17 protein-coding genes and 2 pseudogenes are annotated in these 20,370 nt (G+C 62.5%); 5 read left to right on the plus strand and 14 right to left on the minus strand.

The features are described 5' to 3' along the window. The 3 genes from ETQ85_RS21915 to ETQ85_RS21925 form a co-directional block, all read right to left on the minus strand. The coding region (locus tag ETQ85_RS21915) for a Tn3 family transposase (RefSeq protein ID WP_148581197.1) at window positions 1–2,753 on the minus strand (2,753 nt) is incomplete at its 3' end. A 2-nt stretch (window positions 2,754–2,755) separates the two neighbouring features. Further along, the gene (locus ETQ85_RS21920) at window positions 2,756–3,328 is read right to left on the minus strand and encodes a recombinase family protein (RefSeq protein ID WP_425473152.1); all 573 of its coding nucleotides are present in this window, start codon (window positions 3,326–3,328) and stop codon (window positions 2,756–2,758) included. A 244-nt stretch (window positions 3,329–3,572) separates the two neighbouring features. Beyond that, a complete protein-coding gene (locus tag ETQ85_RS21925) occupies window positions 3,573–4,556 on the minus strand; it encodes an NAD-dependent epimerase/dehydratase family protein (RefSeq protein WP_055396456.1) in 984 nt (327 codons plus the stop codon). A gap of 96 nt (window positions 4,557–4,652) precedes the next feature. Between ETQ85_RS21925 and ETQ85_RS21930 the strand changes: the two genes are divergently transcribed. Next, on the plus strand, window positions 4,653–5,552 hold the full coding sequence (locus ETQ85_RS21930; RefSeq protein WP_060784212.1) for a LysR family transcriptional regulator: 900 nt from the start codon (window positions 4,653–4,655) through the stop codon (window positions 5,550–5,552). 126 nt (window positions 5,553–5,678) lie between these two features. On the opposite strand, the gene ETQ85_RS21935 is transcribed toward ETQ85_RS21930, so the two are convergent. Next, window positions 5,679–7,208, minus strand: coding sequence for a catalase (locus ETQ85_RS21935; protein WP_055396461.1), 1,530 nt, complete (start codon window positions 7,206–7,208; stop codon window positions 5,679–5,681). 103 nt (window positions 7,209–7,311) lie between these two features. Here ETQ85_RS21935 and ETQ85_RS27085 point away from each other — a divergent pair. Beyond that, window positions 7,312–7,463: pseudogene (locus ETQ85_RS27085) on the plus strand (IS481 family transposase); the annotation flags it as partial. A 71-nt stretch (window positions 7,464–7,534) separates the two neighbouring features. On the opposite strand, the gene ETQ85_RS21940 reads toward ETQ85_RS27085, so the two are convergent. The 8 genes from ETQ85_RS21940 to ETQ85_RS21975 are packed head-to-tail and all read right to left on the minus strand — an operon-like array spanning window position 7,535 to window position 15,355. After that, a complete protein-coding gene (locus tag ETQ85_RS21940; RefSeq protein WP_148581198.1) occupies window positions 7,535–8,512 on the minus strand; it encodes a TolC family protein in 978 nt (325 codons plus the stop codon). Between the two features lie 2 nt (window positions 8,513–8,514). After that, window positions 8,515–10,452 (minus strand): MacB family efflux pump subunit, encoded by a 1,938-nt coding sequence (locus ETQ85_RS21945; protein ID WP_246128861.1) that lies wholly within the window; start codon window positions 10,450–10,452, stop codon window positions 8,515–8,517. Then, window positions 10,449–11,639: an efflux RND transporter periplasmic adaptor subunit gene (locus tag ETQ85_RS21950; protein WP_148581200.1), complete on the minus strand. Its 1,191-nt coding sequence runs from the start codon at window positions 11,637–11,639 to the stop codon at window positions 10,449–10,451. Before ETQ85_RS21950 ends, ETQ85_RS21945 begins: the two co-directional genes overlap by 4 nt. Continuing rightward, a complete protein-coding gene (locus ETQ85_RS21955; RefSeq protein WP_148581201.1) occupies window positions 11,639–12,262 on the minus strand; it encodes a hypothetical protein in 624 nt (207 codons plus the stop codon). Before ETQ85_RS21955 ends, ETQ85_RS21950 begins: the two co-directional genes overlap by 1 nt. Window positions 12,263–12,281: 19 nt before the next feature. Continuing rightward, entirely contained in the window at window positions 12,282–12,620 is a 339-nt protein-coding gene (locus ETQ85_RS21960; RefSeq protein ID WP_148581202.1) for a DUF3325 domain-containing protein, read from the minus strand. A gap of 1 nt (window position 12,621) precedes the next feature. Beyond that, on the minus strand, window positions 12,622–14,229 hold the full coding sequence (locus ETQ85_RS21965) for a PepSY-associated TM helix domain-containing protein (protein WP_148581203.1): 1,608 nt from the start codon (window positions 14,227–14,229) through the stop codon (window positions 12,622–12,624). After that, a complete protein-coding gene (locus ETQ85_RS21970; protein WP_148581204.1) occupies window positions 14,226–14,528 on the minus strand; it encodes a DUF3649 domain-containing protein in 303 nt (100 codons plus the stop codon). The genes ETQ85_RS21965 and ETQ85_RS21970 overlap by 4 nt, the downstream gene beginning before the upstream one ends. A gap of 56 nt (window positions 14,529–14,584) precedes the next feature. Further along, window positions 14,585–15,355, minus strand: a complete 771-nt coding sequence (locus ETQ85_RS21975; protein ID WP_222862249.1) for a TonB-dependent siderophore receptor — start codon at window positions 15,353–15,355, stop codon at window positions 14,585–14,587. 62 nt (window positions 15,356–15,417) lie between these two features. Between ETQ85_RS21975 and tnpA the strand changes: the two genes are divergently transcribed. The 3 genes and pseudogenes from tnpA to tnpC all read left to right on the plus strand — a co-directional run. Beyond that, the gene (gene tnpA / locus ETQ85_RS21980; RefSeq protein WP_148581206.1) at window positions 15,418–15,774 is read left to right on the plus strand and encodes an IS66-like element accessory protein TnpA; all 357 of its coding nucleotides are present in this window, start codon (window positions 15,418–15,420) and stop codon (window positions 15,772–15,774) included. Beyond that, complete coding sequence (gene tnpB / locus ETQ85_RS21985) at window positions 15,771–16,100, plus strand: IS66 family insertion sequence element accessory protein TnpB (RefSeq protein ID WP_222862250.1); 330 nt, start codon at window positions 15,771–15,773, stop codon at window positions 16,098–16,100. Before tnpA ends, tnpB begins: the two co-directional genes overlap by 4 nt. Before the next feature lie 61 nt (window positions 16,101–16,161). Then, window positions 16,162–17,454, plus strand: a pseudogene (tnpC, locus tag ETQ85_RS26675) (IS66 family transposase); the annotation flags it as partial. Between the two features lie 130 nt (window positions 17,455–17,584). On the opposite strand, the gene ltrA reads toward tnpC, so the two are convergent. Then, on the minus strand, window positions 17,585–18,913 hold the full coding sequence (gene ltrA / locus ETQ85_RS27090) for a group II intron reverse transcriptase/maturase (RefSeq protein WP_246128862.1): 1,329 nt from the start codon (window positions 18,911–18,913) through the stop codon (window positions 17,585–17,587). A 635-nt stretch (window positions 18,914–19,548) separates the two neighbouring features. Continuing rightward, window positions 19,549–20,370: tyrosine-type recombinase/integrase (locus tag ETQ85_RS22000; RefSeq protein WP_148581232.1), on the minus strand; the 822-nt coding region annotated here is incomplete at its 5' end.

The following is a 20,370-nucleotide window of genomic DNA, read 5'->3' on the forward strand; positions in this document are numbered from 1 at the left end:
ACTGAAAACGAGGAGACCCCCCGGTAGCGCTGCTGCTCGAAACTGCGGTCGCGGATTTCACCCAGGCGGTTGAAAAACACTGCCCTGGCCAGCGCATTGCGCGCCTCGCCCTTGTTCAGGCCGGCATGCACGCGGCGGCGCAGTTCCACGCTTTGCAGCCAGTCCAGGATGAACAGCGTGCGCTCGATGCGGCCCAGCTCGCGGAGCGCCACGGCCAGGCCGTTCTGGCGTGGGTAGCTGCCGAGCTTTCGGAGCATCAGGGAGGCCGTCACCGTGCCCTGCTTGATCGAGGTGGCCAGCCGCAGGATTTCGTCCCAATGGGCGCGGACGTGCTTGATGTTGAGCGTGCCGCCGATCATGGGTTTCAGCGCGTCATAGGCGGCGTCGCCCTTCGGGATGTAGAGCTTGGTGTCGCCCAGGTCGCGGATGCGCGGCGCGAAGCGGAAGCCCAGGAGGTGCATCAGGGCGAAGACGTGATCGGTGAAGCCCGCCGTGTCGGTGTAATGCTCCTCGATCCGCAAGTCGGACTCGTGGTACAGCAGGCCGTCGAGCACGTAGGTCGAATCGCGCACGCCGACGTTCACGACCTTGGTGTGAAATGGCGCGTACTGGTCAGAAATGTGGGTGTAGAACGTCCGCCCTGGGCTGCTCCCGTATTTCGGGTTGATGTGGCCGGTGCTCTCGGCCTTGCTGCCGGTGCGGAAGTTCTGGCCGTCCGACGATGAGGTGGTGCCGTCGCCCCAGTGCTCGGCGAAGGGATGGCGGAACTGTGCGTTGACCAGATCGGCCAGCGCCGCCCCGTAGGTTTCGTCGCGGATGTGCCAGGCTTGCAGCCAAGCCAGCTTGGCGTAGGTCGTGCCGGGGCAAGACTCCGCCATCTTGGTCAGGCCCAGGTTGATCGCGTCGGCGAGGATCGTGGTCAGCAACAGGTTCTTGTCTTTGGCCGGGTCGCCCGATTTCAGATGCGCGAAATGCCGAGTGAAGCCCGTCCATTCGTCCACCTCCAGCAGCAGTTCGGTGATCTTGACGTGCGGCAGGATCATTGCCGTCTGGTCGATCAGCGCTTGGGCGGTGTCGGGCACCGCTGCATCCAGCGGCGTGATCTTCAAGCCCGACTCCGTGATGATGGCGTCGGGCAGCTCGTTGGCCGTCGCCATGCGGTTGACGGTGGCGAGCTGCGTTTCCAGCAGCATCAGCCGGTCATGCAGGTACCGGTCGCAGTCGGTGGCCACGGCCAGCGGCAATTCGCTGGCCTGCTTGAGGCTGGCGAATTTCGCGGTCGGCATCAGGTAGTCCTCGAAGTCCTTGAACTGGCGCGAGCCTTGCACCCAGATGTCACCGGAGCGCAGCGCATTCTTCATCTCCGACAGCGCGCACAGCTCGTAGTAGCGCCGGTCGATGCCGGCGTCGGTCATCACCAGCTTCTGCCAACGTGGCTTGATGAAGTCGGTCGGCGCGTCGGCAGGCACCTTGCGGGCGTTGTCGCTGTTCATGTTGCGCAGCACCTCGATGGCATCGAGCACGTTCTTGGCGGCAGGCGCGGCCCGTAGCTTGAGTACAGCGAGGAATTCCGGCGCGTAACGGTGCAGCGTGGCGTAGCTTTCGCCGATGCGGTGCAGGAAATCGAAGTCCTCAGGTTGCGCGAGCTTCTGGGCTTCGGTGACGCTCTCGGCGAAGGCATCCCAGGACATGACGGCCTCAATGGCGGCGAACGGATCGCGCCCCGCCTGCTTGGCCTCGATCAGCACCTGGCCGATGCGCCCGAACAGGCGCACCTTGGCGTTGATCGCCTTGCCGGACGCCTGGAATTGCTGCTGATGCTTGTTCTTCGCGGCGTTGAACAACTTGCCCAGGATGCGGTCGTGCAGGTCGATGATTTCGTCGGTGACGGTGGCCATGCCTTCGATGGCCAGCGCCACCAGGGTGGCATAGCGTCGCTGGGCCTCGAACTTGGCCAGGTCGGCGGGCGTCATCTGGCCGCCCTCGCGGGCGATCTTGAGCAGCCGGTTCTGGTGTACCGACCGCTCGATGCCGGAAGGCAGGTCGAGCGCCTGCCACGCCTTGAGGCGTTCGATGTGTTCCAGCATGTGCCGCGAGTTCGGTTTGACGGGCGACTGGCGCAGCCAGGCCAGCCAAGTCGTCTTGCCGTTGTCGCGGCGCTTAAGCAAATCGTCGAGGCGATGCCGGTGCACGTTCGACAACGGCCCGGACATGGCTTCGTAAATGCGTCGGTTGGCGCGGGTGATCGCCTCGGCACAGACCCGCTCGATGGCGTTGAGCGCGGGCAGAATGATCGACAGCCGCCGCAGATGCTCGATCAAGGCGCTTGCGAGCACAATGCCCTTGTCGGTCTGCATGGCCAGCTCGGTCAGCGTGTGGACGGCCTGCCGGTAGTGGCTCATGGTGAAGGGCTGGAAGCTGAACACCGTTTGCAGTTCGACCAGGTGCTCGCGCCGGGTCTGCTCCCGCTGTCCGTACTCGCCCCAACTTTCGATATTGACCTTGATTTGGTCGGCGACCAGCTTCAACAAGGGCGGAAACGGTGGCTCATCGACGCCAAGGATGACACCAGGAAAACGCAGGTAGCAGAGCTGCACGGCGAAGCCCAGCCGGTTGGCCGGGCCGCGCCGCTGCCGGATGATGGACAGGTCGCTTTCGCTGAACGCGTAGTGACGGATCAAGTCATCCTTGGTATCCGGCAACGCCAACAGGCTTTCCCGCTCGGCGGCGGACAGGATGGAACGACGCGGCATCTCTATTGATCCAATCTCAAGTACTGATACAGGGTCTCCCGGCTGACACCAAACTCGCGGGCCAACTTCGCTTTTTGTTCGCCGCCGGCGACACGCTGCCGCAGATCGGCTACCTGTTCGGGCGACAGCGCTTTCTTGCGGCCCCGATAGGCTCCACGCTGCTTGGCGAGCGCGATGCCTTCCCTCTGACGCTCGCGGATCAAAGCCCGCTCGAACTCGGCGAACGCGCCCATGACGGACAGCATCAGGTTCGCCATCGGCGAATCCTCGCCAGTGAAGGCCAGGCTCTCCTTGACGAACTCAATGCGCACGCCGCGCTTGGTCAGCTTTTGCACCAGGCGGCGCAAGTCATCGAGGTTGCGCGCCAAGCGATCCATGCTGTGAACCACCACGGTGTCGCCTTCGCGCACGAAGGCGAGCAGTCTTTCCAGCTCCGGACGCTGGGTGTCCTTGCCCGACGCCTTGTCGGAAAACACCTTGCCGACTTCGACGTGTTCGAGTTGCCTTTCCGGGTTCTGGTCAAAGCTGCTGACCCGGACATAGCCAATGCGTTGACCTTGCAAGATGCCTCCCAAGACGAGAATGTCAGGAAGAAATCTATGACCTTTTGCGGCATGTGTCAATAAATAACACACTGGACTCTATACTGACGTTTCAAGGCGGGCCGCCCTGACATCAGGTTAGGGTATAGATCAGGTTGACGCCCCAACTCTGGGTTTCGGCTCCCGGCCAGAAGCTGTCGTCCGGTAGGTAGCTGTGAAAGGCAGGTCTAGGTTGATCACAGTCAATCAAGCACTGTGAAATTTGCGACAGATGTCGTTAGCCATCACTGTTGACGGTGCTTAACTTGCGCACAGGCGTCGTCTGCAAGCACCCCATACCTTCCAAGGCGGCCTCCACCGCCTCATCCAGCGGCGTATGCGGCTCATGCCCAAGCGTCGAGACCAGCTTGGCGTTGCTCATCTTTACCCGCGTGCTCCACAAATAGCGCATCTGACATAGCTCTCGCAGGGTCGGTACAAAGGGCGCAGCAAGCACGGTAAGCCACCAGGGGAAGGCTCTCACTTTGGGCTTGACTCCTCCGCGCTTGACTACCACGCGGCAGATCGCTTCCGCCAACTGGGTGCCGTCTGCGTCCCAATGACCGGCCGTGTGGAAGGCGGCAAAGGGATCCAACGTGCTACGCAGCTGCAACAGCTCCACCATAGTGCGGGCTACGTCGGGTAGGTAAGACCACTGGTGGCCCATGCCGGGTGCGTTGGGCACACTAATAGACTTAACCGGCTGACCGGGCTTTAGCATGCCCTGCGAGAACCAGCTACTGCCCAGCTTGGGTCCGAAGAAGTCCCCCGCACGCACCAGGAGCACTCTGCAGTTCTGGCTGCTGGCCTGCTTCAGACGCTGCTCCATCTCCACACGTATGCTTCCCTTCCGGGTGATGGGCTGCTGCGGTGAATCCTCATGTAACGTGGGAAAGGAGCTGGGACCGTAGTTGTAGACTGTGCCAGGCAGCACGATAGTAGCTCCGTTAGCATGCGCGGCGGCGATGGTGTTGTCCAGCATGGGCAGTACCAGCTCACCCCAACGACGATAACCGGGTGGGTTGACTGCGTGCACTATGACGGAACAGCCTTCTGCTGCTGCCAGCACGTCCTCGCGGTTCATGGCGTCGCGCCGCTCAATTTGCTGCTCACCGCTTCGGCGCAATGCACGCACTGTCCAGCCAGCATCGCGTAATTGCCGAGCCATTTCGCCACCAATGCCGCCGGTGGCTCCTAGAACCAAGGCCGTGTTGCTTTCCATTCATTACCCCCGGATGTGTTGCGATGGCAAGGAGTTTCTAGCGGGCACTGCTATTAAGCAATTGACCAAGATGTGATAGTCGCCATACATTTTCGTATGACCATCAACAACACCGATATTGGCTGGGAGCTGTATCGCACCTTTTTGGGCGTACTGGAAGAGGGCTCGCTGTCCGGTGCAGCGCGCTCCATGGGAATTGCCCAGCCCACCGTGGGGCGGCATGTCGACGCACTGGAAACAGCATTGGGCGTGACGCTGTTTACCCGTTCGCAAACGGGGCTACTACCCACCGAGGCGGCGCTAGCGCTGCAGCCGTTTGCCCTGACCATGTACAGCGCTGCCGCTGCGCTGAAGCGCGCGGCCGAAAGCCAAGGCTCAGGTATCCAAGGCACAGTGCGAGTTACGGCCAGCGAGGTGATAGGGCAAGAGGTATTACCACCTATCCTGGCGAAACTGCAGGACACACACCCGGACCTGACGGTAGAACTGGTGCTGACCAACAGGGTGCAGGACCTCCTGCAGCGCGAAGCCGACATCGCCGTGCGCATGACACAGCCCAGACAGGAGCAACTAATTGCCCGATGCGTTGGAGTGATGCCACTTGGCTTTCATGCGCACAAACGCTATCTGGACAAGCACGGGACTCCCAGCTCTCTGGCTGATCTGGCTCAGCACGCGCTGATTGGCTTTGATGAAGAGACGCCGTTCGTGCGTGCCGCACGCAAGGCATTCCCAATCTGGAACCGCGAAAACTTTGCGGTGCGTACCGACAACGACATGGCACAGATTGCGCTGATCCGAGCTGGCTGCGGTATTGGCGTGTGCCAAATGCATATAGCGGCGCGCGACCTGAATCTGGTGAACATATTGCCTGGCAGCATTCCGCTGAGCCTGGAGACCTGGCTCACCATGCACGAAGATCTGCGCAATAACCCGAGCTGCAAGGTGACATTTGATGCACTGTTGAAGGGGCTACAAGACTACGTGACTCCCTAGCAAGTCGACATCGATCTGACCAGATGAGGTTGCTTGCCAATGACTGAAGAACCTGACTTAGTTGACGGTGTGAGAAAAGAGCCTTGGCGTCTACCAAGGCTCTTTTTCATACTTCCGGCGCTTTTACTACGCAGGCAGGGCGACCAGTGGGTTTCCGTACATAGGGTCATCCTTTTTTGAGGCCAGTGCCTTTTCAAGGTTGATGCCCAGGGCCTTGGCTACGCCTGCACCGTATGCAGGGTCTGCGGCGTGGCAATTGCGGATGTGACGGAACTTGATGAACTCTGGAGCGTCGCCCATGGCTCTGCCGGTGTTGCCAAAAAGCGCTTCCTTCTGACCGTCGTTCATTAGACGGAACAACTTGCCAGGTTGCTCGAAGTAGTTGTGGTCATCTTTGTCGTAGCTCCAGTGGGCTGCATTGCCGGTGAGCTTGAGCGGCGGCTCCGAGAACTGCGGCTGGCCCTGCCATTGGCCAAAGCTGTTGGGTTCGTAGTGCGGCAAAGCACCATAGTTGCCATCGACCCGCCCCTGACCATCGCGGTGGTTGCTGTGCACTGGGCAGCGAGCCTGATTGACAGGGATCTGGTGGTAATTTACGCCCAGTCGATAGCGCTGAGCATCGGCGTAGTTGAAAAGGCGTGCTTGCAGCATACGGTCCGGACTGACACCGATACCAGGTACCAGATTGCTAGGGGAAAAGGCCACCTGTTCAACGTCGGCGAAAAAGTTCTCGGAGTTTTTGTTCAGCTCGAACTCACCAACTTCGATGAGCGGATAGTCGCCCTTGTACCAGACCTTGGTCAGATCGAACGGATGCAAGGCGTACTTCTCCGCATCAGCCTCTGGCATGACCTGAATAAACATCGTCCACTTGGGATATTCGCCACGTTCGATGGCTTCATACAGATCGCGCTGATGGCTTTCACGATCCTGGGCGACCAATTCGCCGGCCTCTGCATCGGTAAGGTTCTTGATGCCCTGCTGGGTCCGGAAATGCATCTTGACCCAGAAACGCTCGCCGGCCTGGTTCCAGAGGCTGTAGGTGTGCGAGCTGAAACCGTGCATATGACGGTAGCTGGCAGGGATGCCGCGATCGCTCATGACGACAGTGACTTGGTGCAGAGCTTCGGGCAGAAGCGTCCAGTAATCCCAATTGTTGGTGGCGCTGCGCAAGTTTGTGCGAGGGTCGCGTTTGACGGCCTTATTCAGATCAGGGAACTGGCGAGGATCGCGGATGAAGAACACCGGAGTGTTATTGCCCACCATGTCCCAGTTTCCCTCTTCGGTATAGAACTTCAGAGCAAAACCACGGATATCGCGCTCGGCATCGGCCGCACCGCGCTCCCCAGCTACCGTAGTGAAGCGGGCAAACATCTCCGTCTTCTTTCCTACCTCGCTGAAAATCTTAGCGCGGGTGTACTTGGTGATGTCGTGCGTGACCGTGAATGTGCCGAAGGCACCCGATCCCTTGGCGTGCATGCGGCGCTCTGGGATGACCTCGCGCACAAAACCGGCCAGCTTTTCATTCAGCCAGACATCCTGAGCCAATAAGGGGCCGCGAGGACCTGCAGTGAGGCTGTCGCGGTTAGTGACCACGGGGGCGCCGAAGTCAGTAGTCATGTGGGTTACGGGGCACTTTTTGGTGTCGTCGCTCATGAATTTCTCCTAATTGGTTGTGGGGCCATCAACAACTATAGACTAGGTGTTTGATCGCAAGTTTTGATGGTGCAATATTTTACCTTGAATAGAAGGAAGCACTATGGGCCAGATTCTGCACGGAAGTGCCACAACGACAAAGGTTGTCCGTCGATCAATACAAAATAGTCAACGCTTTCTGCGCGCCATGAAATCAACCTGAAAACGATAGTGAGGTGGAAGAAACGGACCCCGATCACAGGTCGGCCTATAGGGTCGCATGACTGCTTAGGGTCGATAGCGCCCTCCTGCATGTCATGCCTCGCAGGTGCAGACTTGCACTGCTGCTAGGTAAAAGCCGTCGCGCGCCTTAGCGTGCTATTTTTCCCGTTTTCTGAGACGACCCCGACATCGAGATTCAGGCTGGGAAGTAGCGCGGCGCGGGCAGACAGCACGTTGGCATCGGCCGACTCCAGTTGGGCTTCGGCTCGGGCGATGTCAGGGCGGCGGGTCAGCAGTTCAGAGGGCAGACCGGCACCGATGGCGGGCAGCGATAAGGTGGCAAACCGGTTGCTGGTGGTTTCCAGCACCTGTGTTTGCCCAAGTAGCACTTGCAGCGCCGTTCGCGCATCCTCTGCCTGCTGGCGGACACTTGCCAGAGCACGCCGCTGGGTGGCCACCAGCCCTTGCTGGCGAGCAACTTCCAGTGAAGTTGCCGCGCCGGTGCGGGCGCGGGTCTCGACCAGTGTCAGCAAGCGCTCGGCACTCGCCAGATTGCGTTGGCCGATGGCGCTACGTTCCTGCAGTGCCACCGATTGCAGCCACGTCGAGGCGACGGCAGCGCTTACAGTCAGTTGCACCGCGTCTCGGTCGAAGGCGCTGGCCTGCAGACTTGCCAGCGCTCCATCCCGATTGGCGCGTAGCCTGCCCCAGAGATCAAGCTCGTAACTCGCCGCCAAGCCGGCCCCGAAAGTATTGTCAGCAAGCTCCACATTACCGCCGAGTCGCGCGGATCGACGGGTATCGAGCTGTGCACCCAGGTTTGGCCACAACTCGGCACCCACCATCCGGGCCGTCGCTTCCGACTGGCGAATCCGGGCTTCGGCCGCGGCGATGTCCAGGCTCTGCATCTGCGCAGCCCAAACCAGATTCGCCAGTTCTTCGCTGCCGAAATTTCGCCACCAGGTGTGGTCGATCACCGCATTTTTCTGTGCCGGCGCAAAGCGCCACTGCGCCGGCAATTCGAGTTTGGCACGCTCGGGCGTGACCGATACGCATCCTGCCAATCCCAAGCTTAGGGTAACTATCAGAGTAAAAATCCGCATCCTTATTCCCCGGCGAGTGCAACGACAGGATCAAGCCGCGAGGCCTGCCGGGCCGGCAGCCAGCCAAAGATCAGCCCGGTAGCGATGGCACAAGCGAAGGCGCCAACGATGGCACTCAACGAGAAAACCACGGGAATCCCCCAGAGCAGCAGCGCGCCGCCGATGGTCAGGCCGGCGGCGACGCCGATCAGGCCGCCGCTCAGTGCGATCAGCACGGCTTCGGTCAGGAACTGGCGCTGGATGTCGCGCTGACGGGCGCCGGTCGCCATGCGGATGCCGATTTCGCGGGTCCGTTCGCGTACCGTCATCAGCATCACGTTCATCACGCCGATGCCGCCGACGACCAGCGAGACGGCAGCAATCAAGCTGAGCATGACGGTCATCGCGTCGCGCGTCCGCATTTCGGCCTTGACCTTGGCGGCGGCGTTGCCGATCCCGAAATCTTCGCGACCGTGGCGGTCGGTCAACAGGCGACTGATCGCCGTTTCAGCCGTCTCGACCACTGCCGGAGAAACGACGTCGATGACTGTGTAGTCAGGCTGGGTTTGAGTTTTGTAAACCCTGGCCCGACCGGCGCGGTAGGGAATGAAGACCATGTCGTCGTAGTTCTGGCCCCAGCCGTCGGCGCCGCGACTGCTCATGACGCCGATCACTTCGAATGGCGCGTTGCCAATCAGCAGGTGGCGCCCGATCGGGTTGGCAACGCCGGGAAAGAAATACTGATAGGCCTTGTTGCCGACGACGACGACCGGGGCCATCTCTGCGTGTTCACGGCTGTTGAAAAAGCGACCGTGTTTGACCGGCCAGCGAAAAATCTGCGGCAGCGCTTCACTGCCGGCGAAGACGTAGATCGTGCGTTCGACATTGCCGTGGCGGACCAGGATCGGGTCGCCGATGACCGGCATGACGCGACGGATTTCTGCCAACCCCTGAACCGCTTCCAGATCGTCCTCGCTGATCGTGCCGACGGGGCCGCCGCTGGCCGGCGGTTTGCTGCCCAGGTACATGATGGTCGTGCCCATGCTGCCCAGCTGTTCGACGATGCGTTGGCGGGCGCCTTCGCCGATGGCCAGCATGAGGATCACCGAGGCGACACCGATGATGATGCCGAGCAGGGTCAGGCCGGTGCGCCCGCGATTCATGCGCATCGCCCGCCAGGCGGTGCGGGTCGCCTCGACCAGCTCGTCGCGCAGTCCGGCCGAGTGCTCGGGTGCGCCATCCAGTTCGGGCAGCGGCAAGACGGTAGAGGGTGTGGAGGGACCGGAGTCGTGGGTGATCCGGCCGTCGTGGATCTCGATGACGCGCTTGGCCTGGGCCGCGACGTCGCGGTCGTGGGTGATCAGGATCACCGTATGCCCGGCGGCGGCAAGTTCGTGCAGCAGGGCCATGACTTCGGCGCCGCTATGCGAATCGAGGGCGCCGGTCGGCTCGTCGGCGAGGATGATGCGGCCACCGTTGACCAGCGCCCGGGCAATCGAGACGCGCTGCTGCTGGCCGCCGGAGAGCTGGTTCGGGCGGTTGTCCTGGCGCCCGCCAAGGCCCAGGCGTTCGAGCAGCGCGCTCGCCCGCCGGCGTCGCTCGTCTTCCGGTAGTCCGGCATAGAGCGCTGGAACTTCGACGTTTTCGCGTGCCGTTTCGCTGGCGATCAGGTGATAGCCCTGGAAGACGAAACCGAAGGCTTCGCGGCGCAGCCAGGCCAGCCGATCGGCGTCGAAATCGGCAACATCGCGGCCGGCGAAGCGGTAGCGGCCTTCACTCGGGCGATCCAGGCAACCGATCAAATTCATGAGTGTCGATTTGCCCGAACCGGAGGCGCCGACGAAGGCGACGAACTCGCCGCTGAAGATGCAGAGATCGATGCCATGCAGCACTTCGACTTCAGGCCGGTCGCCACCGCCATAACGCTTGCGGATGCCGGAAAGTTCGATCAAGGGGGTCACCAGGTGAATCTCCGCGGTCCCTTTTCGATCTGCTTTTCACCGAGGACCAGCGCTTCCCTTTCGCCAAGGCCGGCGAGCACTTCGGCGAGGTGGCGGCTGCGCACGCCGAGCGTCAGCACTCGGGTTTCGATATCGCCGTTGTCCCGCATCACACGAACCGTCGTTTTATCCTCGGCCAGACCGTCGACCGCGGCCAGGGGCACGTTGATCACCTCTTTCGCACGCGCCGTGACGATGCTGACCTGGGCGGTCATCTGTGGCATCAGCGCGCCATCCGGATTGTCGACATCGAACAGCACTGTGTAGTTGACTGCTTTCATGCCCTGGGGCTGCCCGCCGCCAGCTTGCGCCCCAGCCGCGGCTACCGCCGGCGGCGCCGGCAGAACCTGGCGGATGCGGCCTTCCCAGCGGCGCGGCTTGGCTGCGCCATGGCCCCCGAGCGTCGTGAAATAGACCGGCAACTCCGGTTTGACTTGCGAGATGTCGGCTTCCGACACTTCGGTCCACACCGTCATGCCCGACAGGTCAGCAATACGCAGGATGTTCGGCGTCTGGTAGGTGGCGTTCAGCGTCTGTCCCTCACGCGCCTCGACGGCAACCACGGTGCCGGCCATCGGCGCAAAGATGCGGGTATAGCCGAGGCGGGCCTCGTCGGCCTTGAGCGTCGCCTGTGTCTGGTCGATCTGCGCCTTCAGGTTGTCAAGGCGGGCGAAGGCCGCGGCCAGATTCGCCTCGGCAGTCTGCACATCCTCCCGCTTGGTGGCGTCGGCCAGGGCCAGCTCCTGCTGGCGGGCATTTTGTTGCTGGGCCAGGCGTTGCTGCGCTTGCTGTTCGGCGAGTTGGGCACGCAGGCCGGCGAGGGCAGCCCGTCCGGCATCGACGGTGGCGCGCTGTACGCTAGGGTCGATTTCGACCAGCAGGTCGCCCTTGGCTACGCGGCTACCCGGCTGGACGTGCAGGTGGACGATCTGGCCGGAGACCTGGGCACCGACATCAACATAGCGGCGCGGCTGCAGGGTGCCGATGGCGGTCACCGTGACCTCAATGTCGCCGCGTACAACTGGCGTAACATCGTATTGCAGAGGCGAATGGTCGAGCCACCAGATCAGGCCGATGGCGAACGCGATGCCGCCGGCGATAGCGACGCGGCCCGTGGTAACAGATGGAAATCGGCGCAGCAAGGCCATCAGCGATCTACCCGGAAACTCAGGGTCGCCACGTGGCGAACGTCTTCATACTTCTTACCGTCGACGGTGACGGCGCCATTGACCTTGGCCGAGACTTCGAGAACGTAGAGTGCCGGGAAGGACGGGTTGAAGCCGATCGAGCCGTCGGCACCCGGTCGCAGCACGCGCGACCAGCCTTCCGATGTGTGCACATTCACCTGCGAGGCGCCGACCGCGTTGCCTTTCCAGAACAGTCGGAAGGTATTGCCGCCGGGCGCCGTCGGTACCAGTTCGATATCGCTGACAGCCTTGGTTTCCTGGCGCCCGAAGCGGGCGTGGTAGATGGTCAGGCTCTTGTCGTCGGTGCGATTGGCCGTAAAGCGCAGGTCGCTGCCGATGTTGCCGGCCTTGTAGGCGCCGTCGGCGGCGCCCAGTACAACAGCTTTGCCGTCGGCCGAGAAGGCACGGGCGCCCTGGACGGCCAGCGCCTCGCTTTGCGGTTTGTTGAGTTCGCCGGACTGGATGCGCTTGCCGTCGACATCGCCATCGATCCAGAAATACTGGGCCTGTACGGTCGACGCGAAAAACAGGGCAAAAATGAGCAGATAACGCCGAGCCAGCCCGGCAGGAGAGAAGCAGTTCATGGGCAATCCTCGGGAAATATCAGAGAAAGAAGGGTGGCAGAACCAGCGGCGGGCCGACGACGATCAGCCAGGCCGCGAAACGCGGCGCATACGGCAGCAGGAAAACCAGGCCCAGCGCAGCCAGCGAGAGCAGGCCGAACCATGCAACCGGGCCGATCGCCCAGCCCCAGGCCTGGCTGGACAAGCACAGTGCGACGCCGAGCAGGCTCCAGCCAGCCAGTCGCAGGACCAGACGACGCGGGCGTCCCGGGTTGCCGTGCAATACCTGGACGTGATGCCTGTTCATGGCCAGGCACAGGCCGAGCAAACCGCCGTAGCAGGCGAAAAAGACGAGATAAACGGCGAAATGCTTGTCCATGTCAGGCTCCTTCGACTATCGGTGCCGCTGCTGTCGCTCTGACTTCGCTCGCTGACCGGCGCTGCAGATGGCGCAGTGCCGCACCGAAGATCAGCCCGAAGGCGATAGCGCTCAGCTCGACGCCGGCCGTTTCGCCATCACCGCGGACGAGTGCTGCGAACAGCCAGTCGCCGGTAGTGATCAGGTTGATCAGTGGCAACGTCAGGCACAGCAAGGCGGTGGCAGCCAGTTGCTCGACCCAGGCCTGCCTTGCCGGTCGCAGCGCGGCATGAGCCAGCGTAAGTAGCCAGACGGCAAAGAACAGCTGAATTTCCCGTGTTGCCCGATCGGTGACGTCGAGTGGCAACAAGCGGTTGATCCAGAAATAGGCGATGCAGGCCAGCATCAGGCCGGCGATGGCGGCAGTGTTGATGGCCTCAATGACCCGGTAGACGCGTGGTGTCGCGCTGCCGAATTCGTCACCGGCTTTCTTGCGCCGCTTGACCATGAACAGGATCGCGCCGGTCGCCAGCATCGCGGCACCGGCCATGCCAGAGAGGAAGTACAGCCACTTCACCGGGTAGCCGCCGAAACGCACGAAATGCAGCGCGTTCATCGTGCGCTGCGTGGCAAGCACGTTGCCGCCGCGTACCGTGTTCGGTTTCTGGATGTCGATGGTTTCGCCGGTGATCGCATCGAACAGGGCTGTGCCGCTGTTGCGACCAACCAGGCTGTCAGCCTCGGCGTCCGGGTCAAAACGGCCGAAGATGCGTACTGCAGCGCTGCGGTCACCGGCGTGTTCGACGACGACGAAGCGGGCTTCGCGCTCGATAGCGGCTTCGCCGCGCAGCATCAGCGGCACCAAATCGGGCACCGCAGCATCAATGCGCTGCAGCGGGCGCGGCGCCGGACCTTCAGTCAATTTGGCGAAAAAAGCATCCTCGTTACCTTGGTAACGCGCCAGGATGCCGGCCGGCATGTAGGTCGCCCAGAAGATGATCAGCCCGGTGTAGGTGATCATGAACAGAAAGGGCAGGGTCAACACGCCGAGCGCGTTGTGGCCGTCCAGCCAGGAACGTTGGCCTTTGCCCGGCCGGAAGGTAAAGAAATCCGTGAAGATTTTTTTATGGACAACGATGCCGGAAACCAGCGCGACCAGCATCGCCACCGTTGCCGCACCGACAATCCAGATGCCAGCCGTTCCTGCATGGAGCTCAAAATGCATGTGCACGAAATGGTGGCCGCCTTCGGTTTGGCGGGTGCTGCCTGGCTTCATTTCCGTGCCGCTGAGCGGGTCGAGGCGGCGCTGCTGGAAAGGCTTGCCTTCAGCTTCCCGCCAGAACACGCGTAAGGCCGGTTCTTCGTCGTCAGGCAGGCCGATGCTCCAGAATTCGGCGCGCGGCGCTTGCTGGACGAGGTAGTCTTGGGCCAGTGTGACTGCCCGGCTGCGGCTTTCAGCAGTCGTCTGGGGAGTCTCGCTCACTTTCCCCTTTTCGCGCATCCAGTGTGAAATCGGATCGTCGAATACGCCCAGCGTCCCGGTCAGGAAGATGGCGAACAGAATCCAGGTGAACCATAGGCCGCCCCAGGTGTGCAGCCAGGACATCGACTGACGGAAGGTCTGCTTCATGCTGCAGCTCCGGCGAGGTACAGGATGAAGGAGGCTGCGGCCAGGCTGCTCCCCGGCAGTAGCAGGCCCAGCCAGGCGCGGGTCGCGTTGCGGGCGGCGAACACCCAGACGATGGCTGCGGTGTAGATGGCAAAGCTGAACAAGGTCGCACCGAGCACCGCCTCAGGCAGGGATGAAGGCAGGATGAAGCTCAGAAAAATGGTACTGAACGATGCCAGCAAGTAGCCGCCGATCACGGCAGCCACAACACGGGATAAAAGTGCCAAGCGGTAGTGTGGCGGGGCGAGCGGGGAGTTCATGGCAGACCTCGGCGGGTAGAGGAGAGAGGCGATCGGGAAGATGCGCGCCGCAACGCTTAGAAGCGATAGGCGAGGCTTAGCCGGAAACTGCGTGGCTCGCCGTAGTAGGCCGAAGACGAACTGGTCTGATAAGACTTGTCAAACAGGTTGTAGGCGTTGAAAGTCGCGCTGACCTGCGACGTAATTTCGTAGCGCGCCATCAGGTCGACCAGCGTGTAGGCTTCCTGGATGACGCGCGGCGAGCCGGCCATCCAGGTGAAATCAGACCGGGTCTTGTTCTGCCAACGCACTCCACCACCGACGGTCAGGCCGTTGCCGACCAAGGGCAGGCTATAGCTTGAGAACAGCTTGAGCGTGTTTTGCGGCACGTTGGTATTCAGCAGCTTGCCGTCGGCATCCTGCGAGAGGTTGCGGGCAAAAGCCGCCGAGGCTTGCCAGCTGCGTGCGACCTGGCCGCCCAGCTCGACCTCGACGCCGCGCGTCTTGGTGCCGGCGGCGGCACGGTAGGCCTGCGAGCCGTCCGGGGCCAGGACACCGGGAATCGAGACAGCCAGATTGTCCTGCTCGATCTGGTAGAGCGCTGCCGCGAGGTTGAGCTTGCCACTCAACAGTTCCGCCTTGCTGCCCAATTCGTAGGCTTTGCCGAGTAGCGGATCGAGATAGCTACCGCTGGCATCCTTGTTACTCTGTGGCTTGAAAATATCTGTGTAGCTGGCATAGATCGACCATTGCGGGGTCAGGTCGAAGACGATGCCGGCGTAGGGTGTTACCTGATTGGACCATTCACGCTTTATGCTCGAAGAGACGTAAGCACCCGGCCAACCCATCTTCCCCCGGCCTCTTAGCTCGCTAACCATAGTGTCCACTACGCATAGAAGTGGACACTTACATGAACAGCCCCCGCCGTACCCGTCGCACCCACTCCGAGGCGTTCAAGCAGTCCCTGATCGAAGCCTGCGGCGAGCCCGGCGCCTCGGTCGCCGGCGTGGCCCTGGCCAACGGGATCAACGCCAACCAACTGCGGCGCTGGATGCGCGAGCGGGGCATCGAGCCCCCAGTGCTCTCCAGCCTTCTGGCCCGCCCGGTCGCTGACGTGGCGGCGGGATTCGTTCCGGTAGAGCTTCCCCGCAACACCGACTCACCTATCCGCGTGGAACTGCGCAAGGGCACCGCCGTGGTCACGGTGGACTGGCCCGCGTCCTCGGCGGCCGCCTGTGGCGCCTGGCTGCGCGAGTGGCTCGGATGATCCGGGTCGATGCCCTGTGGCTGTCGGTGGCGCCCCTCGACATGCGGGCCGGCATGGATACGCTCCTCGCCCAGGTGGTGCGAGTCTTCGGCGAGGCGCGCCCGCATCAGGCCTACCTCTTCGCCAATCGGCGCGGCACCCGGATGAAGGTGCTGATCCACGACGGCCAGGGGATCTGGCTTGCCTGCCGGCGACTTCACCAGGGGCGCTTCCGCTGGGTCGATGGAACGGGTTCGCTGACGCTCACCCAGGCCCAGTTCGACGCGCTGGTGCTCGGGCTACCCTGGCAGCAGCTGGGCGGCGACGGCGCGATCCGGATGATTTGACTGTTCACCATCGGGGGATGCCCCGATGGTGATCGTGACCGTGGGGCGGCATGATCTGGGCATGGTTCTTCCCGCCAACTTCCACGCACTCGACGCCGACGCCCTGCGCCAGCTGCTCATCGCGCAGGACCGGGAGCTCATCTGGCGCCAGGCCAAGATCGACCAGCTCACCCATGAGCTGGCACTCCACAAGCGCTGGCGCTTCGGGGTCAAGACCGAGCGCCTGCCGGCGGAGCAGGCCCAGCTGTTCGAGGAGACGGTCGAGGCGGACCTGGCGGCGATGACCGAGGAGCTCGAACAGCTCTCCGGCAAACCGCCTGCCGCCAAGGGTCAGGCCAAACGCAAGCCGCTGCCGCCTGAACTGCCCCGCACCGAGATCCATCACGAGCCGGACTCCACCACCTGCGCCTGTGGCTGCCAGATGAAGCGCATCGGCGAGGATGTGGCCGAGAAGCTCGACTACACCCCCGGCACCTTCAGCGTCGAACGTCACATCCGCGGCAAGTGGGCGTGCGCCCAGTGCGAAACCTTGGTGCAAGCCCCAGTACCCGCCCACGTGATCGACAAGGGTATCCCCACCACCGGGCTCCTCGCCCAGGTGCTGGTGGCCAAGTATCAGGATCATCTGCCGCTGTACCGCCAGGAAGGCATCTTCGGCCGGGCGGGGCTCGCGATTCCCCAATCCACGCTCGCCCAATGGGTCGGCCAGATGGGCGTTCGGCTCCAGCCGCTGGTCGATGCGCTGAAGGCAGAACTCCTCACCTTCCCGGTATTGCATGCCGACGAGACGCCGGTGGCCATGCTCGACCCCGGGGCCGGCAAGACTCACCGGGCCTACCTGTGGTCCTACAGCATCGGCGCCCACGATCCGGTGCGGGCGGTGATCTACGACTTTGCCGATAGCCGCGCCGGCAAGCACGCCCAGGACTTCCTCGGCGACTGGCGCGGCACCCTCGTCTGCGACGATTACTCCGGCTACAAGGCCTTGATCGCCCAAGGCGTGACGGAAGCGGGCTGCATGGCCCACGCCCGACGCAAGTTCTTCGAGCTTCAGGAACACGGGCAGAGCCAGATCGCCGGGGAGACGCTGGAGCGGATCGCTGCCTTCTACGCCATCGAGCAGCAGGCAAGGGAGCTGGACGCCGAAGCCCGCCAGGCGTTACGGCAGACCAAGGCTAAGCCGCTGCTGGAGGACTTCAAGGCTTGGTTGCTGGCGTGTCGGGGCAAGATTCCCAACGGGTCATCCAGCGCCAAGGCCATTGACTACACCCTCAAGCGCTGGGCGGCGCTGACCCATTACCTGAAGGATGGAAACGTCCCTATCGGTAGAGTCGAGATGTGGCGCGGTGGCCGTAGGTTCCGCTTGTCCGTTTCCACCCCTTTCGTCCGGTGGTGCCCAAGTAGCGTTGCCTTAGCTCCGTTTCCACATCCCGCTCATCGAACCGGACGTGCGGATTTCCCGCATCCGGCTCTCTTTCAGCACATCAAACCTTCGCGTTCGCACGGTCGGTACGCGTCGGCAGCAGGCGGATCAATCCCAAGGTTTCATAGAGGAACTGGTCGGAGTATTGGCGGTACCCCGTTCCCCGCTTGCCGCGTCTGCGCATCAACCAGATCCTCAGACGACGCGCCGCGTAGCGATCGATCAGGCGGTAGATTCGGCTTACCGGCCCCTGGCTGAAGTAGCCTGCCCATCCCCGGATCATCGGGTTCAGGTGATCGATGCGGCTCTGGATATCCAGTGCATTCCAGCGCGACGTCGTGGCGTCGTGGATTTCCCGGATCAGGCGTTTGATGGACTTCCTGGAGGGACGGGTACCCCAGTAAGGGCGGCCATCCCGGCCATAGAAGCGGCCGACGGTGTAGCCGAGGAAGTCGAAGCGTTCGTCGGGCAGTTTCACCAGTCGCGTCTTCTTCTCGTTGACCGTCAGCCCCAGTCTGTCCATCAAGCCCCGCATGGCGCTCATCGCTTGCTCGCCCTGGCCCGGTCGGCACAGGATCACGAAGTCATCGGCGTAATTGACCACTTCCGCCTGGAGGCGCTTCGCGTATCCGTGTTGGTACCACGCCAGCATGAACCGGCGGAAGTACAGGTTGGCCAGTAGCGGCGAGATGATGCCGCCTTGAGGCGTGCCACGATGGCGATCCTTCGCTTCGGTGGAACGGCGGTCCCCTTGGGGGGAGCGTTCGACCACCGGCGCGTTGAGCCATTCGCGGATCACTGACAGTACCGTGCCATCGGCGATTCGCCGGGCGACACAGCGCATCAGGTCTCCGTGAGGAATGGTGTTGAAGTAATCGGACAAGTCCGCATCGACCACCTCGCGCGCACCCCGATCGGTAATGCCGAAGTGAATGCGGCGCAATGCCATCTTCGCGTCCAGCCCGGTGCGAAAGCCGTATTGCCAGGGGAACAGGTCCTGATCAAAGATCGGACCGACCACCAGCAACACCGCCATCTGCAACACTCGGTCCCGGATGCACGGGATGCCGAGCGGCCGTTCTCCACCATTGGCTTTGGGAATCCACACGCGCAGCAGGGGCCGCGGGTGGTACGTCTTCCCGGTGAGCTCCTGCCGCAATCTTTCCAGCCACGCGCTTCGCCCGTAGTCCTCAATGTGCTCGAATCGTTCGCCATCGACACCCGGCGCACCGCGATTGGCGCGGCAGCGTCGGTAGGCTTCCTGAAGAACGTCCTCGCGACACACCTTGTCCCACAGACTGTAGAAACGTGCAGCCGGTTCGTTCTTGGCTTTCGTTTGCAATGCGGTCTGTAGCGTCCGAACCGAATCCAGCAAGGTGGGTAGACTCACGTCAATCCTTGGGCTCTTGCCACTTTCCGTCATACGTCCTGAAACAGGGGGCCTTCGCTCCACCAGCGTTACCCGGCTTCGTCACTACTACACCCCCATCCGCCATCCATGGGGCCAACTCCATCCCTCACGGGATCGTCGTTGCCGGGCTGCCCGCCCCGCACCACCATGGACTTCCCTTGTTGCACGGTTGATCTCTCCCCTGCGTGCTGCCACCACTACCCCGGTGGAACCGTCGGATGCCCTTCACGCTCGCTTCTCCGACGACATCGGCCTTCCTCGTTATTATGGCGAGTCGGCTTCCACAACTGACATTTCGAGGCCTGCTCAGTGTTCACTCACGTTGCGGCCCGCAGGGCCCGCTGACCTCCTTCGAGGCCGTTTCAAGAAGTGCTTCAGCCCATTCGTTACCTCCTGGACCGCTCCCTGTGCTTCCGGCCGGAGCGAGAGTTGGCCGGGTCGGACTTGCACCGACGAATCAACCGTGCCTTTGCAAGGCACACATAACAACTGGATCGAGAACCAGATCCGGCCGATTGCCATCGGCCGCAATTATGTTCAGTCCGTAATTATGTTGAGTCGCGGGCAGCGGGCCGCCCTATCTGCGGCGTCCCGCCCTTGTCGGCTGCGCATAATCAAAGGGCCTGCAGGAACTTCAACAGTGCATCAGTCGGCCGGTAGCGTGTGCCGCGTGTTTCAGGAGGCGCGATCGCGGCCAAGGCGCGCTCCTTCATGGCCAGGTCCGCTTCGACGTAGCCATGCGTCGTCACCGGACTCTCGTGCCCGAGCCACAGGGCAATGACCGTCAGGTCGACGCCGGCCTGCAGCAGATGCATCGCGGTTGTATGGCGCAGCGTATGCGGGGAGATGCCCCGCCCTTGAAGCGACGGACACCGCGGCGTTGCCGCACTCACCGCCCGGGCGAGTCGCTCGGCGACGTTGGAACGGGTCATCGGCTTTCCCCATCGATTGGGCAGCAGCGCCTGGTCTTTCTGCAGGCCCGCGGATCGGAGCCAGTGCCGGATCTCCACGACGGTTTCCTTCCAGAGCGGCACGGTGCGCTGCTTGCGTCCCTTGCCATGCAAGCGCAACGATGGCGTGACGTCGAGTTCCAGATCGCAGACGCGGATGCCGATGAGTTCGGAGACCCGGGCACCCGTGTTGTAGAGCAACTGAAGCAGTACTCGATCCCGGCGACCGCACCAGGTTGCAGGATCAGGAGCCGTGAGGAGTGCTTGCACCTCGCCGCGAGAGAGAAACCCGAGCAGCGGCCTGTCGAAGCGTTTCATCGGAATGGCCAGGATGCGCTGGGCGAGCAGCAGGGCTGGCGGGCATTGGACCGCGACGTACCGGGCAAAGGCGCGGACCGCAGCGAGCCGCGTATTGCGGCTACGCACTGCATTGTGGCGCTCGGCTTCGAGGTGAGCGAGGAAGCCGAGAATCAACTCTGCATCGAC

The sequence above is a fragment of the Zoogloea oleivorans genome (assembly GCF_008107625.1).
GTDB lineage: Bacteria > Pseudomonadota > Gammaproteobacteria > Burkholderiales > Rhodocyclaceae > Zoogloea > Zoogloea oleivorans.